28 protein-coding genes are annotated in these 26,592 nt (G+C 35.1%); 9 read left to right on the forward strand and 19 right to left on the reverse strand.

Features of this window, described 5'->3' with window-relative positions; all coding sequences use genetic code 11:
- Positions 1-3: 3 nt before the first annotated feature.
- Positions 4-537, forward strand: a complete 534-nt coding sequence (mog, locus tag GJV85_RS06130; RefSeq protein ID WP_207562981.1) for a molybdopterin adenylyltransferase — start codon at positions 4-6, stop codon at positions 535-537.
- Between the two features lie 135 nt (positions 538-672).
- Here mog and GJV85_RS06135 read toward each other — a convergent pair whose 3' ends face one another.
- The 5 genes from GJV85_RS06135 to GJV85_RS06155 all read right to left on the reverse strand — a co-directional run bounded on the left by GJV85_RS06135 (position 673) and on the right by GJV85_RS06155 (position 6,467).
- On the reverse strand, positions 673-1,449 hold the full coding sequence (locus GJV85_RS06135) for an exodeoxyribonuclease III (RefSeq protein ID WP_207562982.1): 777 nt from the start codon (positions 1,447-1,449) through the stop codon (positions 673-675).
- An 89-nt stretch (positions 1,450-1,538) separates the two neighbouring features.
- Positions 1,539-2,420, reverse strand: a complete 882-nt coding sequence (locus GJV85_RS06140; protein WP_207562983.1) for a CoB--CoM heterodisulfide reductase iron-sulfur subunit B family protein — start codon at positions 2,418-2,420, stop codon at positions 1,539-1,541.
- 10 nt (positions 2,421-2,430) lie between these two features.
- Positions 2,431-3,411 carry a succinate dehydrogenase/fumarate reductase iron-sulfur subunit gene (locus GJV85_RS06145; protein WP_207562984.1) on the reverse strand — a complete coding sequence of 327 codons (981 nt, stop codon included), beginning with the start codon at positions 3,409-3,411 and terminating at the stop codon, positions 2,431-2,433.
- Positions 3,412-3,425: 14 nt separating this feature from the next.
- The gene (sdhA, locus tag GJV85_RS06150) at positions 3,426-5,138 is read right to left on the reverse strand and encodes a succinate dehydrogenase flavoprotein subunit (RefSeq protein WP_207562985.1); all 1,713 of its coding nucleotides are present in this window, start codon (positions 5,136-5,138) and stop codon (positions 3,426-3,428) included.
- A gap of 117 nt (positions 5,139-5,255) precedes the next feature.
- The gene (locus GJV85_RS06155) at positions 5,256-6,467 is read right to left on the reverse strand and encodes a GGDEF domain-containing protein (protein ID WP_207562986.1); all 1,212 of its coding nucleotides are present in this window, start codon (positions 6,465-6,467) and stop codon (positions 5,256-5,258) included.
- Between the two features lie 307 nt (positions 6,468-6,774).
- Between GJV85_RS06155 and truD the strand changes: the two genes are divergently transcribed.
- Both truD and GJV85_RS06165 read left to right on the forward strand, forming a co-directional pair.
- On the forward strand, positions 6,775-7,848 hold the full coding sequence (gene truD, locus GJV85_RS06160; RefSeq protein WP_207562987.1) for a tRNA pseudouridine(13) synthase TruD: 1,074 nt from the start codon (positions 6,775-6,777) through the stop codon (positions 7,846-7,848).
- A gap of 15 nt (positions 7,849-7,863) precedes the next feature.
- Entirely contained in the window at positions 7,864-8,685 is an 822-nt protein-coding gene (locus GJV85_RS06165) for a phosphatidylserine decarboxylase (protein ID WP_207562988.1), read from the forward strand.
- Between the two features lie 49 nt (positions 8,686-8,734).
- On the opposite strand, the gene ychF is transcribed toward GJV85_RS06165, so the two are convergent.
- The 11 genes from ychF to folD all read right to left on the reverse strand — a co-directional run bounded on the left by ychF (position 8,735) and on the right by folD (position 17,122).
- Entirely contained in the window at positions 8,735-9,835 is a 1,101-nt protein-coding gene (gene ychF, locus GJV85_RS06170; RefSeq protein ID WP_207562989.1) for a redox-regulated ATPase YchF, read from the reverse strand.
- Positions 9,836-10,003: 168 nt separating this feature from the next.
- A complete protein-coding gene (locus tag GJV85_RS06175) occupies positions 10,004-10,270 on the reverse strand; it encodes a hypothetical protein (protein WP_207562990.1) in 267 nt (88 codons plus the stop codon).
- The gene (locus tag GJV85_RS06180) at positions 10,270-10,713 is read right to left on the reverse strand and encodes an NUDIX domain-containing protein (RefSeq protein ID WP_207562991.1); all 444 of its coding nucleotides are present in this window, start codon (positions 10,711-10,713) and stop codon (positions 10,270-10,272) included. The genes GJV85_RS06175 and GJV85_RS06180 overlap by 1 nt, the downstream gene beginning before the upstream one ends.
- The gene (locus GJV85_RS06185) at positions 10,714-12,105 is read right to left on the reverse strand and encodes a leucyl aminopeptidase (RefSeq protein ID WP_207562992.1); all 1,392 of its coding nucleotides are present in this window, start codon (positions 12,103-12,105) and stop codon (positions 10,714-10,716) included.
- Between the two features lie 129 nt (positions 12,106-12,234).
- Complete coding sequence (gene trpB, locus GJV85_RS06190) at positions 12,235-13,434, reverse strand: tryptophan synthase subunit beta (protein ID WP_207562993.1); 1,200 nt, start codon at positions 13,432-13,434, stop codon at positions 12,235-12,237.
- Positions 13,434-13,982, reverse strand: coding sequence for an adenine phosphoribosyltransferase (locus GJV85_RS06195; protein WP_207562994.1), 549 nt, complete (start codon positions 13,980-13,982; stop codon positions 13,434-13,436). The genes trpB and GJV85_RS06195 overlap by 1 nt, the downstream gene beginning before the upstream one ends.
- Positions 13,983-13,993: 11 nt before the next feature.
- Complete coding sequence (locus GJV85_RS06200) at positions 13,994-14,326, reverse strand: hypothetical protein (protein ID WP_207562995.1); 333 nt, start codon at positions 14,324-14,326, stop codon at positions 13,994-13,996.
- Positions 14,327-14,343: 17 nt separating this feature from the next.
- On the reverse strand, positions 14,344-14,775 hold the full coding sequence (rpiB, locus tag GJV85_RS06205) for a ribose 5-phosphate isomerase B (RefSeq protein ID WP_207562996.1): 432 nt from the start codon (positions 14,773-14,775) through the stop codon (positions 14,344-14,346).
- A gap of 15 nt (positions 14,776-14,790) precedes the next feature.
- Entirely contained in the window at positions 14,791-15,465 is a 675-nt protein-coding gene (locus GJV85_RS06210) for a site-2 protease family protein (protein ID WP_207562997.1), read from the reverse strand.
- A complete protein-coding gene (gene lepB / locus GJV85_RS06215; RefSeq protein WP_207562998.1) occupies positions 15,452-16,261 on the reverse strand; it encodes a signal peptidase I in 810 nt (269 codons plus the stop codon). Before lepB ends, GJV85_RS06210 begins: the two co-directional genes overlap by 14 nt.
- Positions 16,262-17,122, reverse strand: a complete 861-nt coding sequence (gene folD / locus GJV85_RS06220) for a bifunctional methylenetetrahydrofolate dehydrogenase/methenyltetrahydrofolate cyclohydrolase FolD (RefSeq protein ID WP_207562999.1) — start codon at positions 17,120-17,122, stop codon at positions 16,262-16,264.
- A 60-nt stretch (positions 17,123-17,182) separates the two neighbouring features.
- On the opposite strand from folD, the gene GJV85_RS06225 reads away from it, so the two are divergent.
- The 3 genes from GJV85_RS06225 (at position 17,183) to GJV85_RS06235 (ending at position 20,869) form a co-directional block, all read left to right on the forward strand.
- On the forward strand, positions 17,183-17,542 hold the full coding sequence (locus GJV85_RS06225; protein WP_207563000.1) for a c-type cytochrome: 360 nt from the start codon (positions 17,183-17,185) through the stop codon (positions 17,540-17,542).
- On the forward strand, positions 17,532-18,461 hold the full coding sequence (locus tag GJV85_RS06230; RefSeq protein WP_207563001.1) for an HpcH/HpaI aldolase/citrate lyase family protein: 930 nt from the start codon (positions 17,532-17,534) through the stop codon (positions 18,459-18,461). The genes GJV85_RS06225 and GJV85_RS06230 overlap by 11 nt, the downstream gene beginning before the upstream one ends.
- A gap of 140 nt (positions 18,462-18,601) precedes the next feature.
- Positions 18,602-20,869: a methyl-accepting chemotaxis protein gene (locus GJV85_RS06235; protein ID WP_207563002.1), complete on the forward strand. Its 2,268-nt coding sequence runs from the start codon at positions 18,602-18,604 to the stop codon at positions 20,867-20,869.
- Positions 20,870-20,911: 42 nt separating this feature from the next.
- Here the strand turns inward: GJV85_RS06235 and GJV85_RS06240 are convergent, their stop codons facing one another.
- Positions 20,912-21,784: an energy transducer TonB family protein gene (locus tag GJV85_RS06240; protein ID WP_242689851.1), complete on the reverse strand. Its 873-nt coding sequence runs from the start codon at positions 21,782-21,784 to the stop codon at positions 20,912-20,914.
- A 91-nt stretch (positions 21,785-21,875) separates the two neighbouring features.
- On the opposite strand from GJV85_RS06240, the gene hemL reads away from it, so the two are divergent.
- The 3 genes from hemL to GJV85_RS06255 are packed head-to-tail and all read left to right on the forward strand — an operon-like array spanning position 21,876 to position 23,968.
- A complete protein-coding gene (hemL, locus tag GJV85_RS06245) occupies positions 21,876-23,168 on the forward strand; it encodes a glutamate-1-semialdehyde 2,1-aminomutase (RefSeq protein ID WP_207563003.1) in 1,293 nt (430 codons plus the stop codon).
- Positions 23,161-23,475 carry an AtpZ/AtpI family protein gene (locus GJV85_RS06250; protein WP_207563004.1) on the forward strand — a complete coding sequence of 105 codons (315 nt, stop codon included), beginning with the start codon at positions 23,161-23,163 and terminating at the stop codon, positions 23,473-23,475. The genes hemL and GJV85_RS06250 overlap by 8 nt, the downstream gene beginning before the upstream one ends.
- Entirely contained in the window at positions 23,459-23,968 is a 510-nt protein-coding gene (locus tag GJV85_RS06255) for a hypothetical protein (protein ID WP_242689852.1), read from the forward strand. Before GJV85_RS06250 ends, GJV85_RS06255 begins: the two co-directional genes overlap by 17 nt.
- Here GJV85_RS06255 and GJV85_RS06260 read toward each other — a convergent pair.
- Both GJV85_RS06260 and rpoD read right to left on the reverse strand, forming a co-directional pair.
- Entirely contained in the window at positions 23,965-24,648 is a 684-nt protein-coding gene (locus GJV85_RS06260; protein ID WP_207563005.1) for a hypothetical protein, read from the reverse strand. The two genes, GJV85_RS06255 and GJV85_RS06260, sit on opposite strands and share 4 nt — an antisense overlap.
- A gap of 8 nt (positions 24,649-24,656) precedes the next feature.
- Positions 24,657-26,513, reverse strand: coding sequence for an RNA polymerase sigma factor RpoD (rpoD, locus tag GJV85_RS06265; protein ID WP_207563006.1), 1,857 nt, complete (start codon positions 26,511-26,513; stop codon positions 24,657-24,659).
- Positions 26,514-26,592 lie beyond the last annotated feature (79 nt).

The following is a 26,592-nucleotide window of genomic DNA, read 5'->3' on the forward strand; positions in this document are numbered from 1 at the left end:
TAAATGAACGAAATAAAAATAGGTGTAATAACGGCAAGTGACAGAGCTAGTAAAGGTATATATGAAGATATCTCCGGAGTAGCTATTCAGGATACTATGAAAGATTATTTAACAAGTGAGTTTGAAATAGTTTATAGATGTATACCGGATGAGCAAGATATCCTTGAAAATACTATGAAAGAGCTTTGTGATGAAGAAGGGTGCTGTTTAGTTGTTACAACTGGTGGAACTGGCCCAGCTCTTCGTGACGTAACGCCAGAAGCAACTGAGAACGTATGTCAAAAGATGATGCCAGGTTTTGGTGAGCTTATGCGCCAAGTAAGTCTACAGTATGTTCCAACGGCTATACTTTCGCGTCAAACTGCAGGAATAAGAGGTAAATCACTTATCATAAATCTTCCTGGAAAGCCAAAGTCTATTCGTGAGTGTTTAGATGCCGTATTTCCAGCTGTTCCATATTGTATAGATTTAATAGAAGGGCCCTTTATTGAGACAAATGAAGAGGTAATTAAGGCTTTTCGTCCTAAGGCAAAATAAGCTATGCCTACAGTTGAACAAGTTCCTACAATAAGTCTTACTGAGACTTTGGGACTTATGGGTATTTCGTTGATTGTTGGGATTATTTTTGTAATTGGCTTTTTAAAGTTAATAAAAAAAGATTAGACTTAATCTCTATATTGAGAGTCTAATTCCAACAGGACAGTGATCTGAACCAGTAATATAATCCAAAATAAATGCATCTTCAAGGTTTTCACACAAGTCTTCACTTATAAAGAAGTAGTCTATTCTCCATCCAACATTATTAAGTCTAGCGTTTGAGCGATATGACCACCAGCTATATCTATCCTCTTCATCACCATTTACATATCTAAACGTATCAATATAGCCATGGTCTAATAGTTTATCTATCCATTCGCGTTCAATTGGTAAAAAACCCGATGTTTTAGAGTTGGCTTTTGGATTTTTCAGGTCTATCTCTTTATGAGCGGTATTTACATCTCCACATATAACGATACTTTTTCCATCTTCTCTTAATTGTTCGCAGTGTTCTAAGAGATCATCATAAAATTTCATTTTGTAGGCAAGTCTGTCATCATCTTTTTGTCCATTTGGAAAGTAGATGTTAAAAAGGACTATATCGTCATAGTGTGTTTCAACTATACGACCCTCATTCATAGTGTCGATGTGATTTGATGTTGAGTTGTAATCGCTTTTAAGTGTGCTAAAAGTCGCTGTACCACTGTAACCTTTTTTCTCAGCAGAGTTGATGTGTCTCTCTTCATACTCTTTTTCAAATAATCCTTCTGGTATCTGTTCAGGAAGAGCTTTTATCTCTTGAAGGCATAGAATGTCAGTTTGTCTCTCATCTATCCATTTAAGTGCTTCTTTTGTAGCAACAGCGCGGATTCCATTTACATTCCAAGATATTATTTCAATTGAGTCTGACATTATTAGCCTTTTAAGTTAGAAGTTTAATTTTTTAAAGAGATATTCTCGAGATAATCTCGAGAATGAAAGAGGGTGCTATAAAGTAAAATCTATACGAAGTCTACTTTTGTAAGGTGATGCTTAAGTCCAAGCTCTTCTGAAGTACAACCAAGAGCAAGTCCTATCATCTGTTGCATATGAAGAACGGGAAGCGCTACGTCACGTCCAATTGCCGTAGACGCATGAGCCGTTTGAGTATCAAGCTTTAAGTGACATAATGGACATGGTGTTACCATCCAGTCAGCGTTACCATCCATTGCACCGGCAATTGCATTACCAGTTAAAACAGCAGCAGTATGAGGTGCTTGTAGTTCAGCATGGAATCCACAACATTTGTTTTTTTCTTCATAATCAACATTTTGACCACCACATGCAATGATTAAATCATCTAATGAAGTTGGATTATATGGGTTTTCAGGAGTCTTGTGAGTCTCATTTTGAAGCTCAGAAGGACGAATGTTATGACAACCATAAAAAGGAGCAATATTGAACTGACTGAGTGGTGTAACAACCATTTCTTTGATCTTATCAAGACCAAAATCATCAATAATAGCATAGAGAAAATGAGTTACAAGAGAAGTCCCTTTATACTCAAGTCCAACTTCACCTAGTTTTTCATTTACTCTAGCCTTGAGGTCAGCATTGTTATCAAGTCTATGTTTAGTCATTGCAGTGTTTAATTGACAAGTATTACAGATAGTAACCATTGTAAGACCATGTTTTTCAGCATAAGCAATATTTCTAGCATTTAAAACTAAAGATAAAAAGTCATCATAATCCTGAAGGTGAGAAGCACCACAGCATGAAGCCTCCGTTAACTCAACTAATTCAATTCCAAGTTTATCTGCAACTGCCATTGTCGACAACATTTGCTCAGGAGTACTTTGTTTAGCTGTACATCCTGTAAATAGTGCGTATTTTAATTTTTCCATTTAGTTACTCCTAAAACTTCGCAGTAGACGAAGACGCTACAAGCTTTTTAATTTCATCAAGGTTATCAGACTTAGTGATACCCCATGGTGGAACAATTTTGCCCTTACTAAACATCTTCAGTGCTACTGGTACATGTTTTACTATTCCAGCCATTTCAGAGTAAAGAACTAAACCACCCTCATCAAGTACACCATTTCTAGCAATTGAGTGTTTAAACCCTACTGCATGACGAGTTGCTACATTTGAAGTAGCAACACCTTCTTTAAACAACATATTATGAAGTGAAGTGATTTTACTAATTGGATCTACATCTTTTGGACACACTTCAGCACATTCCATACACTTAACACAGTCCCAAAGACCCTGTTTTTCAGCATGTAATTCTTGAAGTCTTTCATCATGCGCATCATCACGTACGTCTGCTTCAAAGCGATAAGCTTTAGCAAATGCAGCTGGACCAAAGAAATCATCATTTATCTCAACAACTGGACATGCATAGTGGCAAGCTCCACACTGAATACATAAATCTGCTTCATTTAACTCTTCCGCTTCTGCAGGAGTTACTAAATGTTCATGTTCAGGATGCTCTTCTACATCTGAAATAAGATAAGGCTTAATAGCATCATGCTTCTCCCAGAAGTCACCTTTATCGATAATCATATCTTTAACGGCTCTTTTTTTACTTTGAGGCTCAATCGTAAGCTCATTTCCAAATAGTTCTACCATATCTGACATACTCTCTTTACAAGCAAGAGTTTGACGACCATTTACTTGTATAGCACATGCTCCACAGATACCATGACGGCATGATCTTCTATAAGAAAAGCTTCCGTCGTGGTCCCATTTAATTCTATTTAAAATATCTAAAACAACTTCTTCTGAAGTTACTTCCATTTCGTACTTTTCGTAGTATGGAAGATAATCAACGTCAGAATTAAAACGAAATACGTTGAAGTTTACTTTTTGTGTAGTAATTGCATTTGTACTCATAATTCATTCTTCCTTTAGTATGTTCTAGCTTTTAGTTCATGTTTGCCAAGAATAACATCCATGTAGTCAAGAGAAACGGCACCATTTTCATCCATATAAGCCATAGTGTGCTTTAAGAATTCTTCATCATTTCTAGTATCAAAATCTTCTCTAAAGTGAGCACCACGGCTCTCATTTCTAGCAATAGCACTCTCAACGATAAATGCAGAGTAGTCAAGCATATGACCGAACTCCATCGCTTCTTGAAGCTCTGTGTTAAAGATTTTTGATTTATCTTGGATACGTATATTTTGATATCTTTTACGGATAGATTTAATCGTATCTATAGCTATTTGAAGAGTCTCTTTACTTCTAAACGCACCTGCATTTGCTGTCATGCACTGTTGAAGCTCTTCACGAAGAGCAGGAACTCTTTCGTCTCCATTATTTCCAATTATGAAGTCAATCTCTGCTAATGCAGTAGATGCATCATCTTGTGTTGCTGGACGAAGTTCAATATTGTCTATCTCACTTACCATTGTCTTACCAACAAAACGACCAAATAGAAGTGCTTCAAGAACTGAGTTTGCTCCAAGGCGATTTGCTCCATGAACAGATACACATGAACACTCACCAGCAGCATAAAAACCTTCAACTAATTCGTCATTGTTTTTACGAACATTACCAGCAATATTAACTGGAATTCCACCCATAGAGTAGTGTGCAGTTGCAGAAATTAATATAGGCTCTTTAATCATATCTAGACCAAGGAATGTAATAGCTAGTTCACGAAGTTCTGGAAGCTTATTCATAATAAGCTCTTTACCTAAGTGCGTTACGTCTAAGTAAACAGCATCTTTTCTTGGTCCAACACCGCGACCTTCTCTGATCTCATTAAGTATAGCACGAGCTACAACGTCACGAGAAGCAAGTTCTAGCGCATTTGGAGCATATTTCTCCATAAATCTTTCACCCTCAGAGTTAAAAAGTCTTCCACCTTCACCACGCGCAGCTTCTGAAATTAAAACACCATTTCCAGATAACCCAGATGGGTGAAACTGTACAAACTCCATATCTTCAAGAGGAAGACCATGACGTGCAACTATTGAAAGTCCATCACCAGTATTTGCATGTGCGTTTGAGTTGATTTTATAAGCACGAGCATAACCACCCGTTGCAAACATTACTGATTTAGCATTAAAAATAACTGTTTGCATGTCACGAATATTGAATGCTACAACACCAGAAACTTTTCCATCTTTATAGATGATGTCTGCTGCATACCACTCATCCCAAAACTTAACACCTGCACGATGTGCTTGTTCATAAATAGTTTGTAAAAGAGTAAGACCCGTTCTATCTTTAGCAAAACATGCACGAGGGGAAGATTGGCCACCAAAAGGGCGTTGTGCAATTTTTCCATCTGGAGTTCTACTAAACGCAGCACCCATTCTTTCAGCCCAACGTATCGTTTGAGGAGCTTTTTGACACATAAATTCAACCGCATCTTGGTCTGCTAAATAGTCAGAACCTTTTACTGTGTCAAACTCATGTAGCTCAACACTATCTTCATCACTAAATGCAGCATTTATACCACCTTGTGCTGCTCCAGAATGACTTCTAAGAGGGTGTAGCTTAGTAATAACGGCAACTTTTTTTCCTGCGTTTTGTAACTCTCTAGCTGCTGCACAACCTGCAAGGCCTGCACCAACAACAATCGCATCGTAAGTATAAATAGGAATACTCATTAACTTTCCTTCAATTAAAGAACTAAAATAATGCTGATTATATCGTTCCTACCCTTAGTAAAGTCTAAATGTGGGCTTTGAAATTTATAACTTGTAGTTTGTTACTATTTGAGACATTTATGATTCTTTTTCTGAAATGTCCCTTTTTTGCATGATTTTATTAACACCTTTTGATTGAGCATATTGAAGAATTTTTTTGGCTTCTTTTATAGCTTCTTCCAGGTTTGTATTATTTGGTTTAATTACATAACCACCACTTACTGTGATGTTTTTTGAAACTTTATTTGGTATGTTAAACTTTAACTGCTCGATTCCCTGTCTAATTATATCTACATCTTTAAACGCTTGATCTCTTGATGCACGTGAAAGCACTAGAGTGAACTGGTTGTAGTCAGTTCTTGCAATTGTATCGATTGGTTGTTCATGTAATGAAATAGTATATGCAACTTTTTTAAGCATAGTCTGTGTGAGCTCTTGTGCAAATGCACGTTTAGATTTTGAAAAGTCATCTATCTCTAAAACCGTTACAGATGTAAAGTTACTGTCTTGCAAATCTTTTTTGTTTGAATATGAATGTATTAAACCTTTATAGTTGTTGATACTTGTTACTGGGTCTGTCATAGCTGGATTGTCAGTTAGAACTACTTTTCTATTCATTCTAAGTGCTATGGCATCTGCTTCTCTAGTGTAGATTTCATGGTTTAGTCTATTTTTATCCGTTTGGTATAAAAACTCAATATCTTTGTATATTGAAAAAAGTTTTCTTCTGTACCAAATTGTAGCCATCAAAACAGAGAAAAATACAAAGATTGATATGTATTTTATGTATTCAAATTTTTCTTGATTGTAGAGTTGATTTTGAAAAAGTATCTCATCTATCTGGCTTGTTAGTTTTAAAGATGCATTTTCTAAATCCATTTCAGCATCTAAGTTGGAATTTTTACCTGATGTGCTAGAGTAGAACTCTTGTGCCTTTGCATTAAACTCTTCTGTCAATTCTCGTAAGTTTTCAAGAGAAGTTAAATATTCATCAGAATGGTTAAAAATATATTTGTCGCTGATATTATAATTGTAAAGACTTACTAGTTTATCTATATTTTGAAGTAACTGTGTACTCTTGCCTGTAAACTGAATTAGTGCAATTTCAAATTCATCTCTTTCTATCGTTCTCAGATTGGAGATTATATTTTTTTGTTTATTTAAATTTTTAACTTTTTCAAATGATAGTTGCTGTTCTAGCGTTGTAACCATGACTAGAAAAGAGATGAAAAGTACATAAAATAGATATGTATTTAGGTTTAGAAATATTTTTTTTATAGAGTGTTTCATAGAGTGTTTTTCCTAAAAGATGGTATAATTGCCTATATTTTATATTCGTAGAAGTTAATTTACGCTTAAAGAAGTTTATTTGAATTTAGAAAATTATTTTATATCTCAACTTAAAAGTAATAAAATCGAAGACAATGGTGCTGTGGTCGGTGATTTGATCTATTTAAAAGATATTTTTTTGAGAATATTCACTATAAAAAGAATTGCTTAAGTTATTACAACGAGCTATACTTAATTAATGTCTCAGATACTATTGTTAGGAATATTGCTCCTAAGTATTCAACCCTAAATTTTAAGGAAAAGAAAAATGGATAGATTTTATTCGCTTGCACATGCAAGCATCGATTTTCACTTTAAACAATCTCCTCGTGATTTTGTTGTTGAGGAGTTGCCACTTTATGAGTTTTCAGGTGAGGGTGAGCACTTAATTCTTTTAGTGAGAAAAAAGAACCTCTCAACCAGTGAGATGGTGGGCCAAATTGCTAGATATTTAGGTATAAAAAATAAAGAGATAGGATATGCAGGTCTAAAAGATAAACATGCAATGACTAAACAGTATATCTCTATACATAAAAAACATGAAGAAGCTATGGATAAGTTTGATTTTGAGGGGATAAAGATCATCTCAAAAGCATATCATAATAATAAAATTAGAATAGGACACTTAAAAGGGAATCGTTTTTATATAAAAGTGAAAAAAGTGAATCCTACTTCCGCAACAAAAATCGATGAAGCTCTCAAAAATATATCTAAATTTGGTATACCAAACTACTTTGGTTATCAGCGTTTTGGAAATGATGGAGATAACCATGTCTTGGGTGAAAAACTTGCCAAAGGTGAAGCTAAAGAGAGAAACCCAAGAGTGAAAAAACTACTTATAAATGCATACCAGAGTCATCTATTTAACCTTTGGCTCTCTCGACGTTTAGAGATAAATACTCTTGTTAATAGTTTTGATGCAAAAGAGATAGAAACACTTCTTAATATGCCAAATGATGAAGTACAAAAGATGAAAGCTCAATCACATCCATTTAAATTAATTGATGGGGATATTATGGAACATTATCCCTATGGAAGACTTTTTGACTTTAATGGCGATGAAGAGGATATTAAAAGATTTAATGAAAGAAATGTAAGCGTAACGGGTATGCTATGTGGCAAAAAAGTGAAACATGCTACATCTTTGGCAGGTGAGATTGAAAAAGATTTTGATGATGAGATAAACGCTGACGGCGCAAGAAGATATGCATGGGTTTATCCAACAGAGGTAGAAGGGCGTTTTAACCCTGTAGAAGCACAGTATGAGATGAACTTTACACTGCCAAAAGGCTCATATGCTACAGTCTTAATAGAAGAGATTGCAAAAAGAAAAATTAGATAGTTAGGAATATAATAAATGAATAAAAGACATATCACATCGTTGATATCACAAAATTTTGGAAAATTTGCTTCAAAAGAGTTTCCATCTTGGTTTCAAAAAATAGTAAATAGTAGTTATGTAGGTTTAATGGGACTTGATATGAGTGAGTTTCATGATGCTAGCACATATAAAAGCTTAAATGCTCTTTTTACAAGGAGCTTTAAAGAAGAGAGAAAATTTTCTATAGATGGGAGTGACTTTATATCTCCTTGTGACTCATTAATATCTGATTGTGGGGATATAAAAGAAGATTATGCTCTGCAGATTAAAGGTATGCGTTATAAAGCTAGCGAACTTCTTGGAGAGAACTTTAGTGATGAAGAAAAAGTTTTAGTAAAAGATGGAAAGTTTATTAACTTTTATCTTTCTCCAAAAGATTATCATAGATATCATATTCCTACAAATCTTAAAGTTTTAAAAGCAGTGCATATACCTGGAAAGTTTTATCCTGTAAATATGCCATCACTGAAAAAACGTTTAAATCTTTTTATTGAAAATGAAAGAGTAGTAATTTTATGCGAGACGCCAGAAGGTAAGAAATTTTATATGGTGTTAGTTAGTGCTCTAAACGTTGGCGTTATGCAGGTGAGTTTTGAGCCAAAAATACAAACTAACGCTACGGCAACAACAGAACAAGTTTATGAGTTTACTGATCTATATCTCAATAAAGGTGATGATTTTGGATGTTTTGAAATGGGCTCAACGATAGTTATTTTGGCTGAGAAAGATATGTTGGAAATTGATGTGAGCGCAGCGGATAACGTGAAATATTCTCAGAATATCGCAAAAATTAAGTAGTTAGTTATTTCTTAAAATAACACAGACATAAAAGTCTGTGTTTAAATTTTTATACGTTAAATCTAAAGTGCATAACGTCACCATCTTGGACTATGTACTCTTTTCCTTCCAAACGCATCTTTCCAGCTTCTTTAGCTTTTGCTTCTCCACCACATTCAATATAATCATTATAGGCTATAACTTCTGCTCTAATGAAACCTTTTTCAAAGTCATTATGAATAGCGGCAGCGGCGCGTGGCGCCGTAGAATTTTTCTTGATTGTCCAAGCGCGAACCTCTTGAACGCCAGCAGTAAAGTAACTCATAAGACCAAGTTTATCAAAGCCTTTATGAATAATCTGCTCTAATCCTGATTCAGTAACGCCAAGGTCTGTTAAAAACTCTTGCGCTTCTTCATCATCAAGACCTATAAGTTCCTCTTCGACTTTTGCACAAAGTTTGACAAGCTCACAGTTGTTCTTAGCTGCATGCTCTTTTAATAATTTAACATACTCATTGTCTTCAAGAAGACCATCTTCATCTGTGTTGGCACCATACATTATCTCTTTATCAGTTAAAAATCTTACTTCTTGACTTAGTTGTCTGTACTCGTCAGAGTCAACTTTGTCATAATTTCTTGCTAAATTACCATCAGCTAAGAACTCTATAATTTCTTCTGCCATTTCTAAAGTGGCTTTTGCACTTTTATCCGCCTTAGCTTGTTTTTTCAATCTTTCTATTCTGTTTGAGAGTACTTCTATATCTGCAAGAATTAGTTCACCTTCAATAATTTCAACGTCACGAAGAGGATCGATGCTTCCTTCATTATGTACAATGTTTTCATCATCAAAACATCTTACGATTTGCAATATAACTTCTGTTTCACGAATAGTTGAGAGAAACTTATTACCAAGTCCTTCACCCTTGCTAGCACCTTTGACAAGCCCTGCAATGTCAACAAAATCCAAAGTAGAATATTGAATTTTCTGGGGGTTTACTATCTTTGCTAACTCCGCTAAACGCTTATCTGGAACAGGAACTATCGCTTTATTTGGCTCTATAGTACAAAATGGATAGTTTGCAGCCTCTGCGTTTTGTGCCTTAGTTAGTGCATTAAAAGTTGTTGATTTACCTACGTTTGGAAGTCCCACTAGACCGATTGATAGACCCATTTTTTCTCCGATATATTTTAATATTTTTGTTTTAAGCCTTTAGATTAAGGCCTCTATATTTATTTTTATAAATGAAATTATACTCAAGAAACCTTATAAGTCTGACAGTAAATAAGTGATAAATTTTAATGCTACCTACAAAGAGTTACTTTGAATGTCTTAATAGTATCACTTACTATCATAGGCATCGAGTATGAACCAATTTTTAGCATTGGTAGAAGTTTTTTCTTTTTTACTTCTTGCATCAATGAGTTTTTTTATCGCAGTAGCGTTTTTTATCATTTTATCTGCGGGTTTTATTTGAGAAAGATTGATATCTAAGTTTGGAGTTGGTTTTGGTGCTTCACTTTTGTGTGGTGACTTTATTTTGATCCACTTGTCATTTGCATTTAAGCTTATGGATATAAACGCGACTATCATTAGCACTATTTTCATTATGACACTATCTCGATGTTAGAATGATATTTTTTAAGATAATCTTTTAGTATATCACTATGATCAAACACAAGTTTATTAAATTCTAAATTCTCTAGTTTAACTATACTTGCTTCTTTTGCATCATCCGCGCCAAAAGGAGTTCCATAAGCCTTACACACATATACAACGGAAACGGTGTGAAATCTTTTATCGCGAAGAGGATCTGAGTAGACGCCAAGAAGCTCTTTAATCTCAATATCAAGAGAGATTTCTTCTTTCATCTCCCTTATCACTGCGTCTTCAACACTCTCACCTATATCTACAAAGCCTCCAGGAAGAGCCAATCCAAGAGGAGTATTTTTTCTTTGTATGAGAACGACTCCTAAGAGCTGCTCAGTAGCATCATATATCTCAACTATGCCATCAATTGTAAGATAGGGTGTTCTTGGTTTCCAACTCAATTATATATTTCTTAAAAATTGACTCATAAATCGCACGCCAGCGCCAGTACCACCATAAACGTTACAGTCCCATGGAGTTTCAGTATATGCAGAGCCCGCTATATCAAAATGCAACCACTTCTCTTTATTCTCTTCTTTAATGAAATTATCTAAAAAAAGGCCAGCTGTGATAGCTCCGCCAAAAGGTTTTGAAGATACGTTTGAGATGTCTGCTATACCACTTTTAAGGAGTTTCTTGAGATGCTTGTTAAATGGAAGAGAACCTACTAATTCACCTGAACTATTTGCAGCTTTATCAAAGTCATCTTTTAGCTTATTTGAGTGACCCATTACCCCGGTTGTGTATTGGCCAAGGGCTACCATACACGCTCCAGTAAGTGTTGCAAAGTCAAACATATAGTCTGCGTTTACTTTTTCTTGAGCATAATCAAGAACGTCACAAAGTACTAAGCGCCCCTCTGCATCGGTATTTCTTACTTCAACGGTTTTTCCACTGCGAGTTACAAGAACATCATCAGGTTTATAAGCGTCTCCACCTATCATGTTTTCAACTGCTCCAACAAATGCATGTATCTCTATGTCAAGTTTTAACTCACTTGCGGCTTTTATCATACCTAGAACGGCACAGCCACCAGCCTTGTCCATTTTCATAGTAACCATAGACGCAGCAGGTTTTAGACTTAATCCACCACTATCATAAGTAAGGCCTTTTCCAATAAGTGAGATTACTTTTTTTGGATTTTTTGGTTTATAAGTTAAGTGTATTAATTTACTATCGTGACGAGAAGCGCGGCCAACTGCTAGCATAGACTCCATTTTTTCTTTTCTAAGTTCTTTCTCTCCTAAAATTACGCACTCTAAAGAGTTCTCTTTAGCAAGTTTTTTTGCCAAGTCTGCAAAAGAGGGTGGATTTAAATCTTCAGGAGTTGTGTTGACAATATCTCGAGTGTAGCAAGTCGCTTCTGCAATAATAATAGCTTCTTCAAACTGCTTTTGTAGTTTTGATATATTTTTACACGTTAAATAGATATTTTTTAATTTGCTTTTTTCTGGCTTTGATTTATAGTCGTTAAACTCATAACCACCAAGTATAACTCCCTCTATTATAGCCTGAATATTCTCTGCGTTTACGTCAAAAGAGGCTGACTTATAGTTTGAAGATTTTAGAGACTTTATGGCGTTAGAACAAGAGCTTCTGATACTGTCGGGAGTAGCGTCTTCAATGCCACATGCAAGAATCTTTTTCTCATGTAAAAAGCAAAGAGTCTCTTGTTTAGCTTCAAAACCCGCTTTTTTTAATATTTTATATCTTTTATGCTCTTTTAATTCACTTTCTTGAATAAACTCTACTTTGACATCACTTTTTATTTCGCTTATTAAATCAATATTCATCTTAATTCCATTATTTTAAATTCTATTTAATAGTATCAAAAAGAGTATAAAAAATAGTTGATTTATGAGTTTAGTTATTAGAAGGAGGATAGTTTAAAGAAGAGCTCTAAAAAGTAGCTCCTCTTAGAGTTAGTCAAACTTTAGCAGATCTTTGGCTTGAATCATGTCTTTATCACCGCGACCAGAGAGGTTAACTATAATAAGTTTATCTTTTATATTTTTCATTTTCTTTAAGTGAGCTACTGCGTGAGAGCTTTCAAACGCAGGTATTATTCCCTCTTTTTGAGAGAGCCATACAAAGGCGTCAAGTGCTTCTTGATCAGTCGCATTATCATATGTTACGGAAGCATTGTCATTATGAAAAGAGTGCTCAGGCCCAATTCCAGGATAATCAAGTCCAGCAGATATAGAGTGAGCTTCTAAAATCTGTCCATCTTCATCTTGAAGCGTATAAGACATTTGACCATGCAGAACACCTGGACGACCTTTTTTCAAAGAACAGCCATGCTTATCCGTCTCTATTCCAAGTCCACCCGCTTCTATGCCTATGCACTCAACTTCTTCATCTTCAAGAAAGTGTTGAAACATTCCTATGGCGTTTGATCCACCGCCAATACACGCTATAACATGATCTGGTAGACGATCTTCTTTCTCTAGTATCTGTGCTCTTGCTTCATAACCTATAATGGCTTGAAAGTCCCTAACCATCATAGGGTAGGGATGAGGACCAGCCACTGTTCCTATGATGTAAAAAGTATCACGCGCGTTTGTCACCCAATGACGAATCGCGTCGTTCATGGCGTCTTTAAGAGTTCGGCTTCCACTCTCAACGGCGTTTACTTTAGCACCAAGGAGTTTCATTCGAAAAACGTTAAGTTCTTGGCGTTCAACGTCTTTGGCACCCATAAAAATCTCACACTCTAAGTCTAATAACGCACAGATGGTAGCAGTCGCTACGCCGTGTTGACCAGCGCCAGTTTCAGCTATGATTTTTTTATACCCTAAACGTTTAGCCATAAGGCCTTGAGCGATTACATTGTTAACTTTATGCGCTCCGGTATGGTTTAAATCTTCGCGTTTTAAGTAGATTTTTGCGCCAAGTTCTTTAGAGATGTTTGCCGCATAGTAAAGTGGGGAAGGGCGACCAACGTAGTCTTTTAAATAGTAGTGGACTTCAGCCCAGAAATCTTTGTCAAAACGTATGCTCTCATACTCTTCTTTTAGTTGAAGTAGCGCTGGCATAAGAGTTTCAGGGACATAACGTCCACCAAAAATTCCAAAGTGTCCATTCTCATCTGGATCGAATTTTGAAGCTGATGGGATATACATTAGTTAACCTCTATAAGTGAATATACTTTTGTTTTTTCTTCTAGTTTTTTAATACCGTCTAAAAACGCAAGACCAATAATAAAACAACACTCAACGCACTCCGCGCCAGTTTGTTTTACAAGCGTTGCCGCAGCGTTTGCAGTTCCGCCAGTAGCGATAAGGTCATCTATAACAAGAACCTTTGCTCCCTTTTTTTCTCCAAATGCGTCTATATGTACTTCTATCTCATCTACGCCATACTCTAAGACGTATTTCTCACTTATGGTAGTATAAGGAAGCTTACCTTTTTTACGAATAGGAACAAAGCCAAGACCAAGCATCTGTGCTAATGCAGCGCCAAAAATAAAACCACGTGCGTCAATACCAGCAATGTAGTCCAGGTTATAATCTTTATATCTATTATGAAGATGATTCATTAAAACGCCATAAGCTTCTTTGTTATTTAAAAGCGTAGTGATGTCTTTAAAGACTATTCCCTCTTTTGGAAAATCTTTTATATCTCTTATAGAGTTTTCTATTATTTCTCTTTCTTTTTGAGTTAGTGTCATGAAGTTATCCTTTATAAAAGTGCGTCAATACGACTCTCAAGAGCTTTTATTTTTCCATTGAGTCTATCTGTTTCTTGTCTATGTTTTGAGTTACGTTGTTTTAGTACTTTAAGTTCATTTCTGAGTTTTGTTAGCTCTTCACTTAGTATGTCTACATTTCCAAGAGCACGCTGGAGTTGAATTTGATACTTACGTATTAAAATTTCAGCCTCAGTAAGTGTAAGTTTCATTAAGTCGTTACTTCTTTGTTCTTTGTTTGTTATACTTTTAAAGTAAAACATTTTTACAAAGAGATAGACTGAAACAATAGAGAGTATTGTTAAAAGTGACCATTCCCAAAACATAGCTTATTTCCTTAAGTTTATTGTATTTCTATTTTCTCAATACGTCCACAGTGTCTACCACCATCAAAAGAACCAGCTATCCAAGCGTCAAGTATTGACTCTGCAACACCTTTTCCAACTATACGCTCACCAAAACATAAAATATTTGCATCATTATGACCACGTGCAACTGTCGCTGTATAAGCATCATGACAGAGGGCTGCACGAATTCCCGCATGACGATTTGCCGCCATGCTCATACCAATGCCTGAACCACAGATTAAGATACCTTGAGCAGATGACTCTTTTAAAACGTTGAGCGCTACTTCATGCGCGTAATCGGGGTAGTCGACTCTATCTTTAGAAAATGGACCTAAATCAACTACCTCGTGACCTTTCTCTTTTAAAAGTTCAACCGTATAATCTTTTAACTCAATTCCAGCATGGTCTGTCGCTATATAAAACTTCATTTCTCTTCCTTGTGTTTATAATAATAAGCCTAAAATCGTTCTAACAGGTAAAAAAAGTACATAATCTTTTATTGGAGTCATTAAGATAACTAAGACTATTATGATGCCATATCTCTCATTTTTGTAAAAGAACTCCGCTACGGCGTTTATCTTATACTTCAGTGCTAAGTGCATTAGAAAGTGCGCTCCATCAAATTGTGGCACAGGGAGTAAGTTGAAAACGCCAAGTACAACGTTTATGATTAAAAGTTGATAGATAAATATATATGCAAAAACATAAACCAAAGAGTCACTTGTAACAGGTGAATTCATAGCAACGATAGCTATAGAGGCAAAAACCGCTAAAGTGAAGTTGTAGACTATTCCCGCTAAGTCAACTTGCATCGCTGCGTTATAGCCTCCGCTACGTATAACAGTAGCCGTATTTATGGGAACGGGCTTTGCCCAACCGAAGAGGAGGCCACTCTCTGCACCAAACAGCATTGGTAAAAAGTACATACTTACAGGAACAAGAATAGTTCCAACCATATCAACATGTGATATAGGATTAATAGTAAGTCTTCCCGCATTTTTTGCAGTAGTATCACCATATATAAACGCGATCCACCCATGCATAATTTCATGACCGATTATTGCAATAGCCAGTGCAAGTACTGCAGCGGCTATTTTGAGTATATCAAGTGATTCCATGATAATCTTTATCTACTATTAGTCTCTCTTGTATAGCCTTGTCAAGATAAGGAGACTCCTCTAGGTCAGTTGGCGTTTTCCCAACTCTATCCCATCTAATTTCCCAGTTGTCATCTATGGAAAAGTAGATGAACCAAGGTGTTCCTTCTACGTTATCATATGGAACAGAACCCCAAAAACGGCTATCATTTGAATGGTCACGATTATCACCCATCATAAAGTAACTATCTTCTTCCACTTTTAAAGGGTTCAGATAAAAAAGAGGCATAGGATAGTTACCATTATTAATGATTTTTTCATCATGATGAATTCCTGGGTGTTCTTTCATATAAGGATTTTTAACCCATAGTTTATTCTCATATGATGCAATTTCAAAATCAGTGAAGTTTTCTTTTATCCACTCATCACCTTCATTATAATGAATAAAAAGGTCTTTATTTGCTACAAATAACTCATCTCCCGGAAGTGCAACACAGCGTTTTACAAAGTGCTGCTTTATATTTCCTGGATATCTGAAGATAACAATATCCCCACGTTCAGGTCTGTCACCATCTGCTAAACGCAGCTTATCACTCCATGGCATAATTGACATTTCAAGGAATGGAATATGTGGCATGGAAACGCCATAAGCAAATTTTTTAGCAAAAAGGTGGTCTCCGATAAGAAGAGAATCTTTCATACTTCCACTAGGTATTCTAAAGGCTTGAGCGATAAAAAAGATAACAAACAGAACTATTATAATAGTTCCTGGCCATGAGTTTGAAAATTTATATGCTTTATTAAAAACTTTTTTCATTTAGCTGTTCTTTTTTTGTGCATTTATTTTCGCTGCTTTAAGAGTATTTTGTAGAAGCATTGCTATGGTCATTGGACCAACTCCTCCAGGACTTGGTGTTATGTATGAGCTTTTTTTACTAACATTTTCAAAGTCAACGTCACCAACAAGTTTTCCCTCTTTAGTTCTACTAACGCCAATGTCAATAATCACAACGTCATCTTTAACCATGTCTTCAGTGATAAGATTTATAACGCCAACACCAACGAGAATAACGTCTGCGTTTAAAGTGTGACGTTTTAAATCATCTGTAAATATATGGCAGATTTCTACTGTAGCGTCAGCGTTTAAAAGGAGTGATGCCATAGGTTTTCCAACTATATTTGAAGCACCAATCACTACGCAGTTTTTACCCTTTACATCTATGTCATACTCTTTTAAAAGCTCCATAACACCAAGTGGCGTACAAGGAACAAAACCATCAAGGTTTGTAACAAGACGGCCAACATTGTAAGGGTGAAATCCATCTACATCTTTTTCTGGGGCAACAAGCTCTAAAAGTTTTGTAGTATCTATCTGGCTTGGAAGAGGAAGCTGAATTAAAATTCCATCAATGCTATCATTTTCATTCATACTAATTATAGTTCTCTCTATCGCTTCTTGAGAGATATTTTCAGGCATATCATGAGTTATAGAGTAAAAACCTACACGGTCACAAGCTTTCTTCTTCATATTTACATATGCTGCACTTGCTTGGTCTTGTCCGACAAGAACAACTGCTAAACCAGGGGTGCAACCACAAGTTTCCTTTAGCTTTTTTACATCTTGTGCAACTTGTGTTTCTATTTTTTTTGAAAGTGTTCTGCCATCTAATAACTGCATTTAAACCTCGTAAATAATATTTTTGTTATTATACCCTTTTAAAATTACATTAGGCTAATAATGAAATATATACTAATTTTACTTACACCACTTTTTTTATATGGAGCTGGTAGCTTTATATCACCCATAGAGTATGCTTCGCAACTGTATAAAAACCCACGCGGCATAGGATGTCAAAAGTGTCATGGTGAAAATGGTGAAGGTAAAGTAATAGCTACTTATAAACATAAAGGGGAACAAAAATCTTTTGATGGTCCTGCGATAAATAAGCTCGAATATAGATATTTTTATAAGGAACTCAATAAAAGAAAAAAGGGAATGCCTCGATACTTTTTAACAGATAAAGAGGTTCAAGCACTCTATCTCTACTTACATCATGATGAGAGAGCTAAAATGAAGGAGAAACCGATTGCTAAGTAAAATAATCCAAGCATATGAATCAAGAGATTTAGAATTACTTGACTCAATGGCAGTTCCCTGTTTTCGAGAGATAAACAGAACTAATGATTTCAGATCAGTCTTAATGCTCTCATGTAATAACATTAAGCATCTCTCTAAAATAGAAGAACTTGAAGCTGATTGTATTATGCTTAATCTTGAAGATGGAGTAAGTAAGCAAGAGAAACCTTTTGCTCTTGTTCTATGTGCTATTTTTCTAAGTAAAATGAAAAAAAGTTCTAAAAAAATAGTAGTGAGGGTTAACTCATTAGATGAGAGTGGATATGAAGAGATAGCTTACTTAAACCAGTTTATGCCAGACGCTATTAGGGTTCCTAAAATAAAAAATCAAAATGAAGTAAGAAGTGTTTTGGCACTACTTAACGAAGATATAGATTTGCATCTCTCTATAGAAACTGCTGAATCTTGGCATAATCTTTCTACTTTAGCGGTAAATAAAAGAGTTACAACTTTCTACTTAGGCATACTTGATCTCTTCGCAGATATGGGATTAGCTCAAAGTTTAATTGAGCTACAAAACCCAACCATAAAGTATATGCTTTCGCACTTTTTGATTACATCTAAGTCTATGAAAGTCAAGCCTGTATCTTTTGTGTTTCAGGAGTTTAAAGATTTAGATACATTTGGCAAATGGATAGAGTTGGAAAAAAGTATGGGATATGATTCAAAAGGCTGCATTTCGCCATCGCAAGTTTCTTTGGTAAATAAACTATTTGTAAATAAAGAAAAAGAGATTAATCGTGCCATGATAATAGTCAAACTTTTTGAAATGCATAGAGATGAAGGTATTTCCGGTTTTGTAGATGAAGAGTATGGTTTTATAGATGAACCCATCTATAAAGGGGCATTGTCCCTACTAGAAAATAAAATAAAACCTTAAAAAACACATATATTTGAAATTGAAATATTTTGACTCACATTAGAATATTTTATATATGTAGTTAGTTTGTTTTAAGCTTTTATATATAAAGTGATGATATAATCAAGCACATTTAGATAGATAGTTCAAGGAGAGAGTTAATGAATTTTAAGAGTATTAAATTTAGGCTTGTTGCATTAAGCACAGTTGGTTTGCTATTACTAGGTATAGCCATATCTATAGTTGCGATAGATAAGTCATCAGATGCCTTACTAAAAGCAAGGATGGATCAGCTAAACAGTATATCAGAGGCTAAGGCGGCTGGTCTTAAAGAGTTCACGGGATTTTTATCAGGTCTTATTCGTTCTACATCAAGTGATATTAATACAGTTGAGACTCTTTGGTACTTAAGTGATGGTTTTGACGCTCTTGAGGATGAGGCTGAAGTTGATATTGATTCCGCTGTAACGCATTTAACTGAGCATTATGAAAAGAAGTACCTGAATAAGATTAACTTTAACTATCCGGGAACTAAGCAAAGAAAAGCTACAGAAAAATACCTTCCAAAAAGTAACAATGGTAAAATAGCTCAAGAGTTATATATCATAGAGAATGAGTATAAAATTGGTGAGAAAAATAAACTCAAAATGAATATGTTGCATAAAGATGATTACTCAAAGCAACACTCTCTATATCATAGAAAATTTAAAGCATTATCTGATCAATTTGGCCTTTATGATGTATTTCTAGTAAATGTGGAAGGTAATGTTGTCTATAGTACATATAAAGAAAAAGATTTTGGAACAAATTTAATAGATGGCGTTTATAAAGATAGTGGATTGGCAAGTGTATTTAAAAAAGCGATGAAGGCAAAATTAGGTGAAGTTGTATTTGATGACTTTGCTCCGTATATGCCAAGTTATAACAAGGCAGCGTCATTTATAGCGTCGCCTCTTTATTTCCATGAGGATATTGAAGGTGTTATAATTTTTAAACTTCCAATTGCGACTTTCAATAATACAATGAACTTTCACGGTAAATTTAAAGAGGCCGGGCTTGGAGAAACTGGTGAGGCTTTTTTAATCGCTCAAGATAAAAAGATGAGAACCGATAGTCGTTTTGTAAATACAATTGAAGATAGTTTAGTTCAAGAGTTTAAGACAACAATTGGGTTATTTAGCGTTGATACAGAACCTGCAAGAAAAGTTTTAAATGGTGAATCTGGCGCTATGATGGCAAATGATTATCGAGGTAATGAAATTCTTAACTCATACACTCCTGTAAATTTCTTTGGAGATAAATGGGGTGTGATTGTTAAGATGGATAGAGATGAAGCTCTTGAGAGCGTGATTGAAACTAGAAATATGATTTTAATTATTGCTTTGATTATTATTGTTATATTGACTGCGGTTATTATTCTCTCTATTCAAAAACTTATAGTAATTAAGCTTACACTTCTTCAAAGTGCTGCGTATGATTTAGCCAAAGGGGAGGGTGATTTAACAAAAAATATTCACCTCTCAAAAGGTGATGAGATGCACGAGGTTGGAAATAACATTAATGGATTTATAGAGAAAGTTCGTATCACTGTTGATGAAGCAAAACAGATGAGTCAGAAAAATGCAGCTATTGCAGATAACTTATCTACTACATCACAAGAGATAGAGCAAAAAGCTCTTGAAGAAGCAGATATTGTAAGAGATGTAACAAGAGAGGGATCAGATCTTCAAGAGATTCTTCAAATTGCAATAAATGACGCTCAAACTGTTAAACAAGAGATATCAGACACGGGTGAGCAACTTCTTAATGCTAACAATAGTATTAAAGAGTTAGCAGCAGAGGTTTATAACCGTTCTCAAGTTGAGAGTGAAATGGCTGATAAACTACAACAACTTTCTCAAGATACACAACAAGTAAAAGATGTTTTAACTGTAATAGCTGATATCGCCGATCAAACAAACCTTCTTGCTTTAAACGCAGCTATTGAGGCTGCTCGTGCAGGTGAGCATGGACGTGGATTTGCTGTTGTTGCTGATGAAGTAAGAAAACTTGCAGAGCGTACGCAAAAATCACTCTCAGAAATAAATGCAACAATTAGTGTTATTGTTCAGTCTGTTCAAGATACAAGCGAGCAGATATCTGATAATGCACAAAAAATTGAAGAGTTGTCCACTAATGCACAAAGTGTTGAAGAGGAGATTGGTAGTAGTGTTGAGTCTATGGAAGCATCACTAATTAAAGTAGATAAAACAGTTGATGGATACATAGATAACTCTAAAACTATTGACCATATGATTCAGCAAGTTGAGCGTATTAACAAGCTCTCTTCTGAAAATGCAAAAAGTGTTGAGGGAATTGCATCTGCGTCTGATAATCTTTCAGAGATGACATCACAACTTAACGCACTTCTAAATGAGTATAAAACTTAATAGGTTTTATACTTCATTTCCTCTCTTATTTATCCCTCTTTTTTAATATCTTGCTAAGTTATAATAAACATTGTAACGCACTAATGTTTTTTCTGTAGGTCTTGGATACCTGCTATAAGCATATTCTATAGTCTCTTTTGTTGTGTCATCTAACACATAATGTCCACTTTTTGAGAGGAACTTAAAGTCTGTCATATCACCATTTGGATGAATATAAAACTCTACTACATTGCTACTGTTTACACTAAGATTATGAGCTATATTAACACGAGCTACACGAGTGAGAACCTCTTGAGTTATTCTTCGCATTATCTCTTGATTATCTATAATATACTCTTGTTGCCCTGGAGAGAGCTTTCCAAACTCATCACCGTAAAGTTCTTTTATATTTTGAGAGAGGTTTCCTCCCTTATGAGAGGCTACTGTTTTTGTTTTTTTCTCTTCTTTAGATTTATCTTCATACATCCAAGCCATTGGATCTTCTTCTACCTTTTGTTGCTTCGGCTTTTCATCTATAGGCTCCTCTTCACTAAAAGGTATTAATAATTCTGCGCTAGGTAAGTTCGTTAAAATCTCTTCTTTTGGCAAGGTTGGTTTAGGTTCGGGATCTACATTTAAGTGAGGCTCCTCTGGTTTTTTAGAAGGGTTATATTTGAGAGGTTCCTGCTTTATTATTTTTTCAAGTTGCTTACCCTTTGGCATAGGTGGAGCGATTTCTTTTGGTTTAGGAACTTTTTTATCTAAGCCACTCTCTTTATGCTTTTGAGGTAACTCTTTAAGGGATATTTTTATTTTCTTTTCTTGCTCATTTGGGACCTTCATGGAAATTGAATTATTTGCCACTATCCAAAAAAGCAGCATAAAGATTATATGGATTAAAAGTGCTACAAAAAGCGCAAATGTGGATCTGTTCAAATAAAGTCCCAAAAAATTAGTTGAGAGATTATAGCAAATCAATATTAATACAAGTTAGCTATAATTGTAAAAAATATTAAGGTTAAAATTTATGAGCACGCAGAAATCTCAAAAAGCATTTGAAGAAGCACAAAGTTTAATTCCAGGTGGAGTAAATTCCCCGGTTAGAGCATTTAAAAGTGTAGGAGGAACTCCGATATTTATAACTGAGGGCCAAGGTGCGTATTTAAGTGATGTTGATGGTAATAAGTATGTAGATTTTGTTCAAAGTTGGGGACCTCTGATTTTTGGTCATAGAGACGAAAGTATAGAAGCAGCGGTGATAGAAGCAGTAAAACATGGCCTAAGTTTTGGCGCGCCCACTGAAGCAGAAACTGAACTTGCAAAACTTGTGGTTTCATTTTTTGACTCAATTGACAAGGTTCGTTTCGTAAGTAGTGGTACAGAAGCTGTTATGAGTGCTATCCGTTTAGCCCGTGGATTTACTCATAGAGATGACATTGTGAAGTTTACAGGCTGTTATCATGGTCATAGTGATGCTCTTTTAGTTGAAGCAGGAAGTGGTGCGGCAACATTTGGTAACCCTTCAAGTCCTGGTGTCCCAGCTGATTTTACAAAGCACACACTACTTGCAGAATACAATAATATAGAAAGCGTAAAAAAATGTTTCGCTGATTCTAGCGATATAGCTTGTGTGATTATAGAACCAATTGCTGGAAATATGGGACTTGTTCCTGCTGATAAAGTTTTTTTAGCCGAGCTTAGAAAGCTTTGTGATGAAAATGGAGCACTACTTATTTTTGACGAAGTAATGAGTGGATTCCGTGCTTCCATTAATGGTGCAGAGTCTATCACTGGAACTTCACCTGATATTGTAACGCTAGGGAAGGTTATAGGTGGTGGAATGCCAGTTGGTGCGTTTGGTGCACGTGCAGAGATAATGGCCGAGCTTTCACCTGATGGACCAGTCTATCAAGCAGGTACACTTAGTGGTAATCCAGTTGCAATGGCAGCCGGTCTTGCAGCGCTTAGTAAACTTAAAAAAAGTGCAAGAGTTATGAAAGTACTTGAAGAAAGAGGACAAAGACTTGTTCAAGGGATGCAAAGTGGCGCTAAAGAGCTCGGTATTACTATGCAGGTTGATACGAGAGGAAGTATGTTCGGCTTTTTCTTTAATGACAAGCCTGTGAAAAATTTTGCTGATGCTTGCAACTCAGATGCCGAACTTTTTGCAAAGTTTCATGCAGGTATGCTAGAAGAGGGCTTTTATTTTGCTTGTTCACTTTATGAAACCGGCTTTATATCTACAGCAATTACTGATGAGATGATAGAAAATGCCATTAAAGCAAGTGTAAAAGTGCTAACAAGAATTAAAAATGGATAACAAAGAAAAAGCTCCTCGCATTAAGCCAATTATAGAAGCAGCCGATAGCTTATCTTTAGGGATATCTATGGTTGTTGCTATTTTAATGGGTGTTGGTATAGGATGGCAACTGCGTAGACTTACTGACATCGGCTGGTTATTTTGGGTTGGTGTAGCTATAGGTATCGCTGCTGCGATTTTAAATGTTTATAAGGCTTACTCCAAGCAGTACAAAGTATTTGAAGAGTTAGCTAAAGAACCAAGGTATGCTATTAAGAAGCAGTTGGATGATGATGACGATGAGGATTATGGTGAAAAAAATTATTAGTACTCTGCTTATAGCAGAACTATTAGTTTTAGCTGTATGCTTTTTTTCATCTGCTGCGTTTGCAAGTACTCAGGTCGCATTTTTGAGCTCATTACTCGTTATAATAGGCTCTTCCCTTGCTTATAAGAAGATGGTTGTCTCTAACATAGAGTCTGATTCATTTGAGGATAAGCGAGACTTGTTAGATGATATAGAAGACCCTCATGAACTTTACGATGGTGAAGAAATCAATTATCAACCAGTAGAAGAGTTAAATTTAAAAGAGATTGTAAAAGAGGAAAAAGCTAAGATAAAAACATTCAGTTTTAAAAGTATAAAGCATGGAGCTAGAGGAAGCGTTTCTTTATTTAGAATTCTTCCTTATATATTTTTAATTTTGGGTTTTATAGCATTAAAAAATAATGAATTACTTGAGCTTAGATTTTATCTTCCAGCACTGCTTTTAGGCATAGTAGTTGGTTCTATAGTCTCAAAAGAGGCTATAAAAAACTAGTCTGTTATCATAGGGATATTTAGCGTTAAACTTTGACCGACTTCTATGTGAAACTCATTTGCCTCTGCAAAGTTCTTTAGTTCAGAACTTTTTGTTTTATCAATATTGTTTGCATCTACTGAAATTGAGAATATACTATATTTTTTATCTTCAAACTTAATATGTTCACCAATTCTGTAAAATACTTTTGTATCTATAGTCTCATTTTCTTGTACGCAAGCATACATTTTATTTAAGACTTTAATGAACTTATTTGAGTTTATTATAATGTCTGGGATAGTAGGGTCGTAATTTTTTGTATATTTAACAGGAGAGCTGATTGAGTTTGTAGAGATACAAAGATCAGTAAGCGTAAATATATTTGTTAATTCACCCTCTGGTTTAACAGTGTTAAGTTTAAAAGATGGTGACTGATAAAGTTTGATACCAATCTGGTTTTCATCTTCATAGCCAACAGTAAGGGCAAAAAACTTGTACCTACCATACTCCAAATCAAGGAAACTTGTCTTAAAGCCAAAGCTTATGCTCGCATAGGCCTGCGCTAGCTCGAATAGTTCTGCTGGGTTAATAGAACCTAGTAGAAATTGAGCTTCAGAGTTTAAAGAGATTATTTTTCCATTTGAGTTGAAAACTACAAAAGGATTGTAGTCATACTCCAACCATTGCTGCTCAAAAGTCATAATTATCTTTACTCTTCTATATAGTTTTTAAGTCTACGTCCAACTTTTGGATGTTTAAGCTTTTTAATTGCACTAGATTCTATTTGACGTACACGTTCACGAGTTACGCTTAACTCTTTACCAATTTCCTCAAGAGTTCTATCACTCTCATCATCCATAATTCCAAAACGAAGTTTGATAACTGCTTTTTCTCTCTCATTAAGTTGATCAAGTACAGTTTCAATTTGAACTCTTAAATCATCTTTTAGTATTGCGTCAGATGGAGATAGTGATGTTTTATCTTCTATAAAGTCACCAAAACGTCCATCATCTTCACTACCAATTGGTGCTTCAAGAGATATTGGCTCTTTTGTAATTTTGATAACGTTTTTTACTTTTTCAACTGAAAGACCTACCTCTTCAGCGATTGTTTCAACATCCGGCTCTTTACCATTTTCTTGAAGGTGCTTACGCATGATTTTATTAATACGGTTAATAGTTTCAATCATATGAATAGGAATACGTATAGTTCTAGCTTGATCAGCAATAGCGCGAGAGATAGCTTGACGAATCCACCATGTAGCATAAGTTGAAAACTTGTAACCTTTTTGATACTCAAATTTGTCAACAGCTTTCATCAGACCGATATTTCCCTCTTGAATTAAGTCAAGGAATGGAAGACCACGGTTTGTATAGCGTTTAGCTATAGAGACCACTAGTCTAAGGTTTGATTTTGCCATTTTAGTTTTTGAAATTTCAGAGATGTTTTTACCACGTTTAATCTGCTCTAAAATATCAGCTAATTTTTCTGGTTCCATGTCAAAAGAGTTCTTAGACGCCTCTTTTGTTTGTACAAGTTTTTTGATTTCCATATATGTAGAGACCATTGTAGCTTCTGGAACCATATTTGCGATATCTTCTTTATTAAGCTCTTGAATCTTATTTACTAAAACTCTATGATTTGCTTTAAGTGTATCATTAAATAGTGGAAGCTTATACTCAAGACGTTTAAGCTCTTTATCATATCCTTCATCACTCTTTAGTGCAGTCTCCATAGCTTTTACAAGTTCGTTTATAAGTTTAGACGTTGGTCCTAAATCAAGAAGCTTTTCTTTAAGCACTGATTTTTTAAAACTAACTGCTAAAAAGTAGTAAACGATATCTTCTGTAATCTCTCCACTATCAATACCCTCAGGTAATTTTTCAGATAGTTTAGTCCACTCTTTTTTAGCTTTTTCAAGCGCTTTAAAGCTTGTAGAAACTTTTTCAACTCTTGTTTTATCTTTAGCAGTAAGATTTTTTTCTTCAGAAGCTCCATCTGTATCATCAGAAGAGTCATTATCATCATCTTCTTTTTCATCTTCGAAACTTTTAAAGAGCTCTTTAACGCGTCTCTCACGATTTATAAGTGGCTCTTTGTAGTCCAAGATAAACTCTATAAGATAAGGTACAGAACAGATAGCGTCAATAATAATACTCTCTCCACCCTCTATCTTTTTAGATATTTCTATCTCTTCTTCTTTTGTAAGAAGTGGAATTTGTCCCATTTCACGAAGATACATACGAACAGGAGAATCAGAACGTGACCACTCAAGAAGCTCATGCTCTTTTAGAATGTCAAATTTGTCTGATTCATTATCTTCAAGCATTTTTCTTTGAGCACTTCTTCTTGCTTCTGCTTCTTGGTCATTAAGTTTTTTTGCATGCTCACTTGACGTATAGATACATTTTTTGTGTTTCGTTAAAAGTTTTAAAATATTTTTAGCTTGTGAGGCTGAGGGTTGTTTTTCAAAAAGCTCGATAAGAGATTCGTAGGTTACACAATCTTTTGATTTATGCTCTTCGAAAAAGGTCTCTATGGCTTTGTTGAGTTCTTTTGCTGTCATATGGGAGGATACTCCGAAAGTTAAGGATTTTAAAAGGTGGATTATACCCAAATCAAATTAAGTAGTGCTGAAAATATTT

This window comes from Sulfurimonas aquatica, assembly GCF_017357825.1.
GTDB lineage: Bacteria > Campylobacterota > Campylobacteria > Campylobacterales > Sulfurimonadaceae > Sulfurimonas > Sulfurimonas aquatica.

Coding starts and splice junctions, on each gene's coding strand:
- mog (WP_207562981.1), top strand. CDS start 4: ATGAACGAAATAAAAATAGGTGTAATAACGGCAAGTGACAGAGCTAGT.
- GJV85_RS06135 (WP_207562982.1), bottom strand. CDS start 1,449: ATGTCAGACTCAATTGAAATAATATCTTGGAATGTAAATGGAATCCGC.
- GJV85_RS06140 (WP_207562983.1), bottom strand. CDS start 2,420: ATGGAAAAATTAAAATACGCACTATTTACAGGATGTACAGCTAAACAA.
- GJV85_RS06145 (WP_207562984.1), bottom strand. CDS start 3,411: ATGAGTACAAATGCAATTACTACACAAAAAGTAAACTTCAACGTATTT.
- sdhA (WP_207562985.1), bottom strand. CDS start 5,138: ATGAGTATTCCTATTTATACTTACGATGCGATTGTTGTTGGTGCAGGC.
- GJV85_RS06155 (WP_207562986.1), bottom strand. CDS start 6,467: ATGAAACACTCTATAAAAAAAATATTTCTAAACCTAAATACATATCTA.
- truD (WP_207562987.1), top strand. CDS start 6,775: ATGGATAGATTTTATTCGCTTGCACATGCAAGCATCGATTTTCACTTT.
- GJV85_RS06165 (WP_207562988.1), top strand. CDS start 7,864: ATGAATAAAAGACATATCACATCGTTGATATCACAAAATTTTGGAAAA.
- ychF (WP_207562989.1), bottom strand. CDS start 9,835: ATGGGTCTATCAATCGGTCTAGTGGGACTTCCAAACGTAGGTAAATCA.
- GJV85_RS06175 (WP_207562990.1), bottom strand. CDS start 10,270: ATGAAAATAGTGCTAATGATAGTCGCGTTTATATCCATAAGCTTAAAT.
- GJV85_RS06185 (WP_207562992.1), bottom strand. CDS start 12,105: ATGAATATTGATTTAATAAGCGAAATAAAAAGTGATGTCAAAGTAGAG.
- trpB (WP_207562993.1), bottom strand. CDS start 13,434: ATGTATATCCCATCAGCTTCAAAATTCGATCCAGATGAGAATGGACAC.
- GJV85_RS06195 (WP_207562994.1), bottom strand. CDS start 13,982: ATGACACTAACTCAAAAAGAAAGAGAAATAATAGAAAACTCTATAAGA.
- GJV85_RS06200 (WP_207562995.1), bottom strand. CDS start 14,326: ATGTTTTGGGAATGGTCACTTTTAACAATACTCTCTATTGTTTCAGTC.
- rpiB (WP_207562996.1), bottom strand. CDS start 14,775: ATGAAGTTTTATATAGCGACAGACCATGCTGGAATTGAGTTAAAAGAT.
- GJV85_RS06210 (WP_207562997.1), bottom strand. CDS start 15,465: ATGGAATCACTTGATATACTCAAAATAGCCGCTGCAGTACTTGCACTG.
- lepB (WP_207562998.1), bottom strand. CDS start 16,261: ATGAAAAAAGTTTTTAATAAAGCATATAAATTTTCAAACTCATGGCCA.
- folD (WP_207562999.1), bottom strand. CDS start 17,122: ATGCAGTTATTAGATGGCAGAACACTTTCAAAAAAAATAGAAACACAA.
- GJV85_RS06225 (WP_207563000.1), top strand. CDS start 17,183: ATGAAATATATACTAATTTTACTTACACCACTTTTTTTATATGGAGCT.
- GJV85_RS06235 (WP_207563002.1), top strand. CDS start 18,602: ATGAATTTTAAGAGTATTAAATTTAGGCTTGTTGCATTAAGCACAGTT.
- hemL (WP_207563003.1), top strand. CDS start 21,876: ATGAGCACGCAGAAATCTCAAAAAGCATTTGAAGAAGCACAAAGTTTA.
- GJV85_RS06250 (WP_207563004.1), top strand. CDS start 23,161: ATGGATAACAAAGAAAAAGCTCCTCGCATTAAGCCAATTATAGAAGCA.
- GJV85_RS06260 (WP_207563005.1), bottom strand. CDS start 24,648: ATGACTTTTGAGCAGCAATGGTTGGAGTATGACTACAATCCTTTTGTA.
- rpoD (WP_207563006.1), bottom strand. CDS start 26,513: ATGACAGCAAAAGAACTCAACAAAGCCATAGAGACCTTTTTCGAAGAG.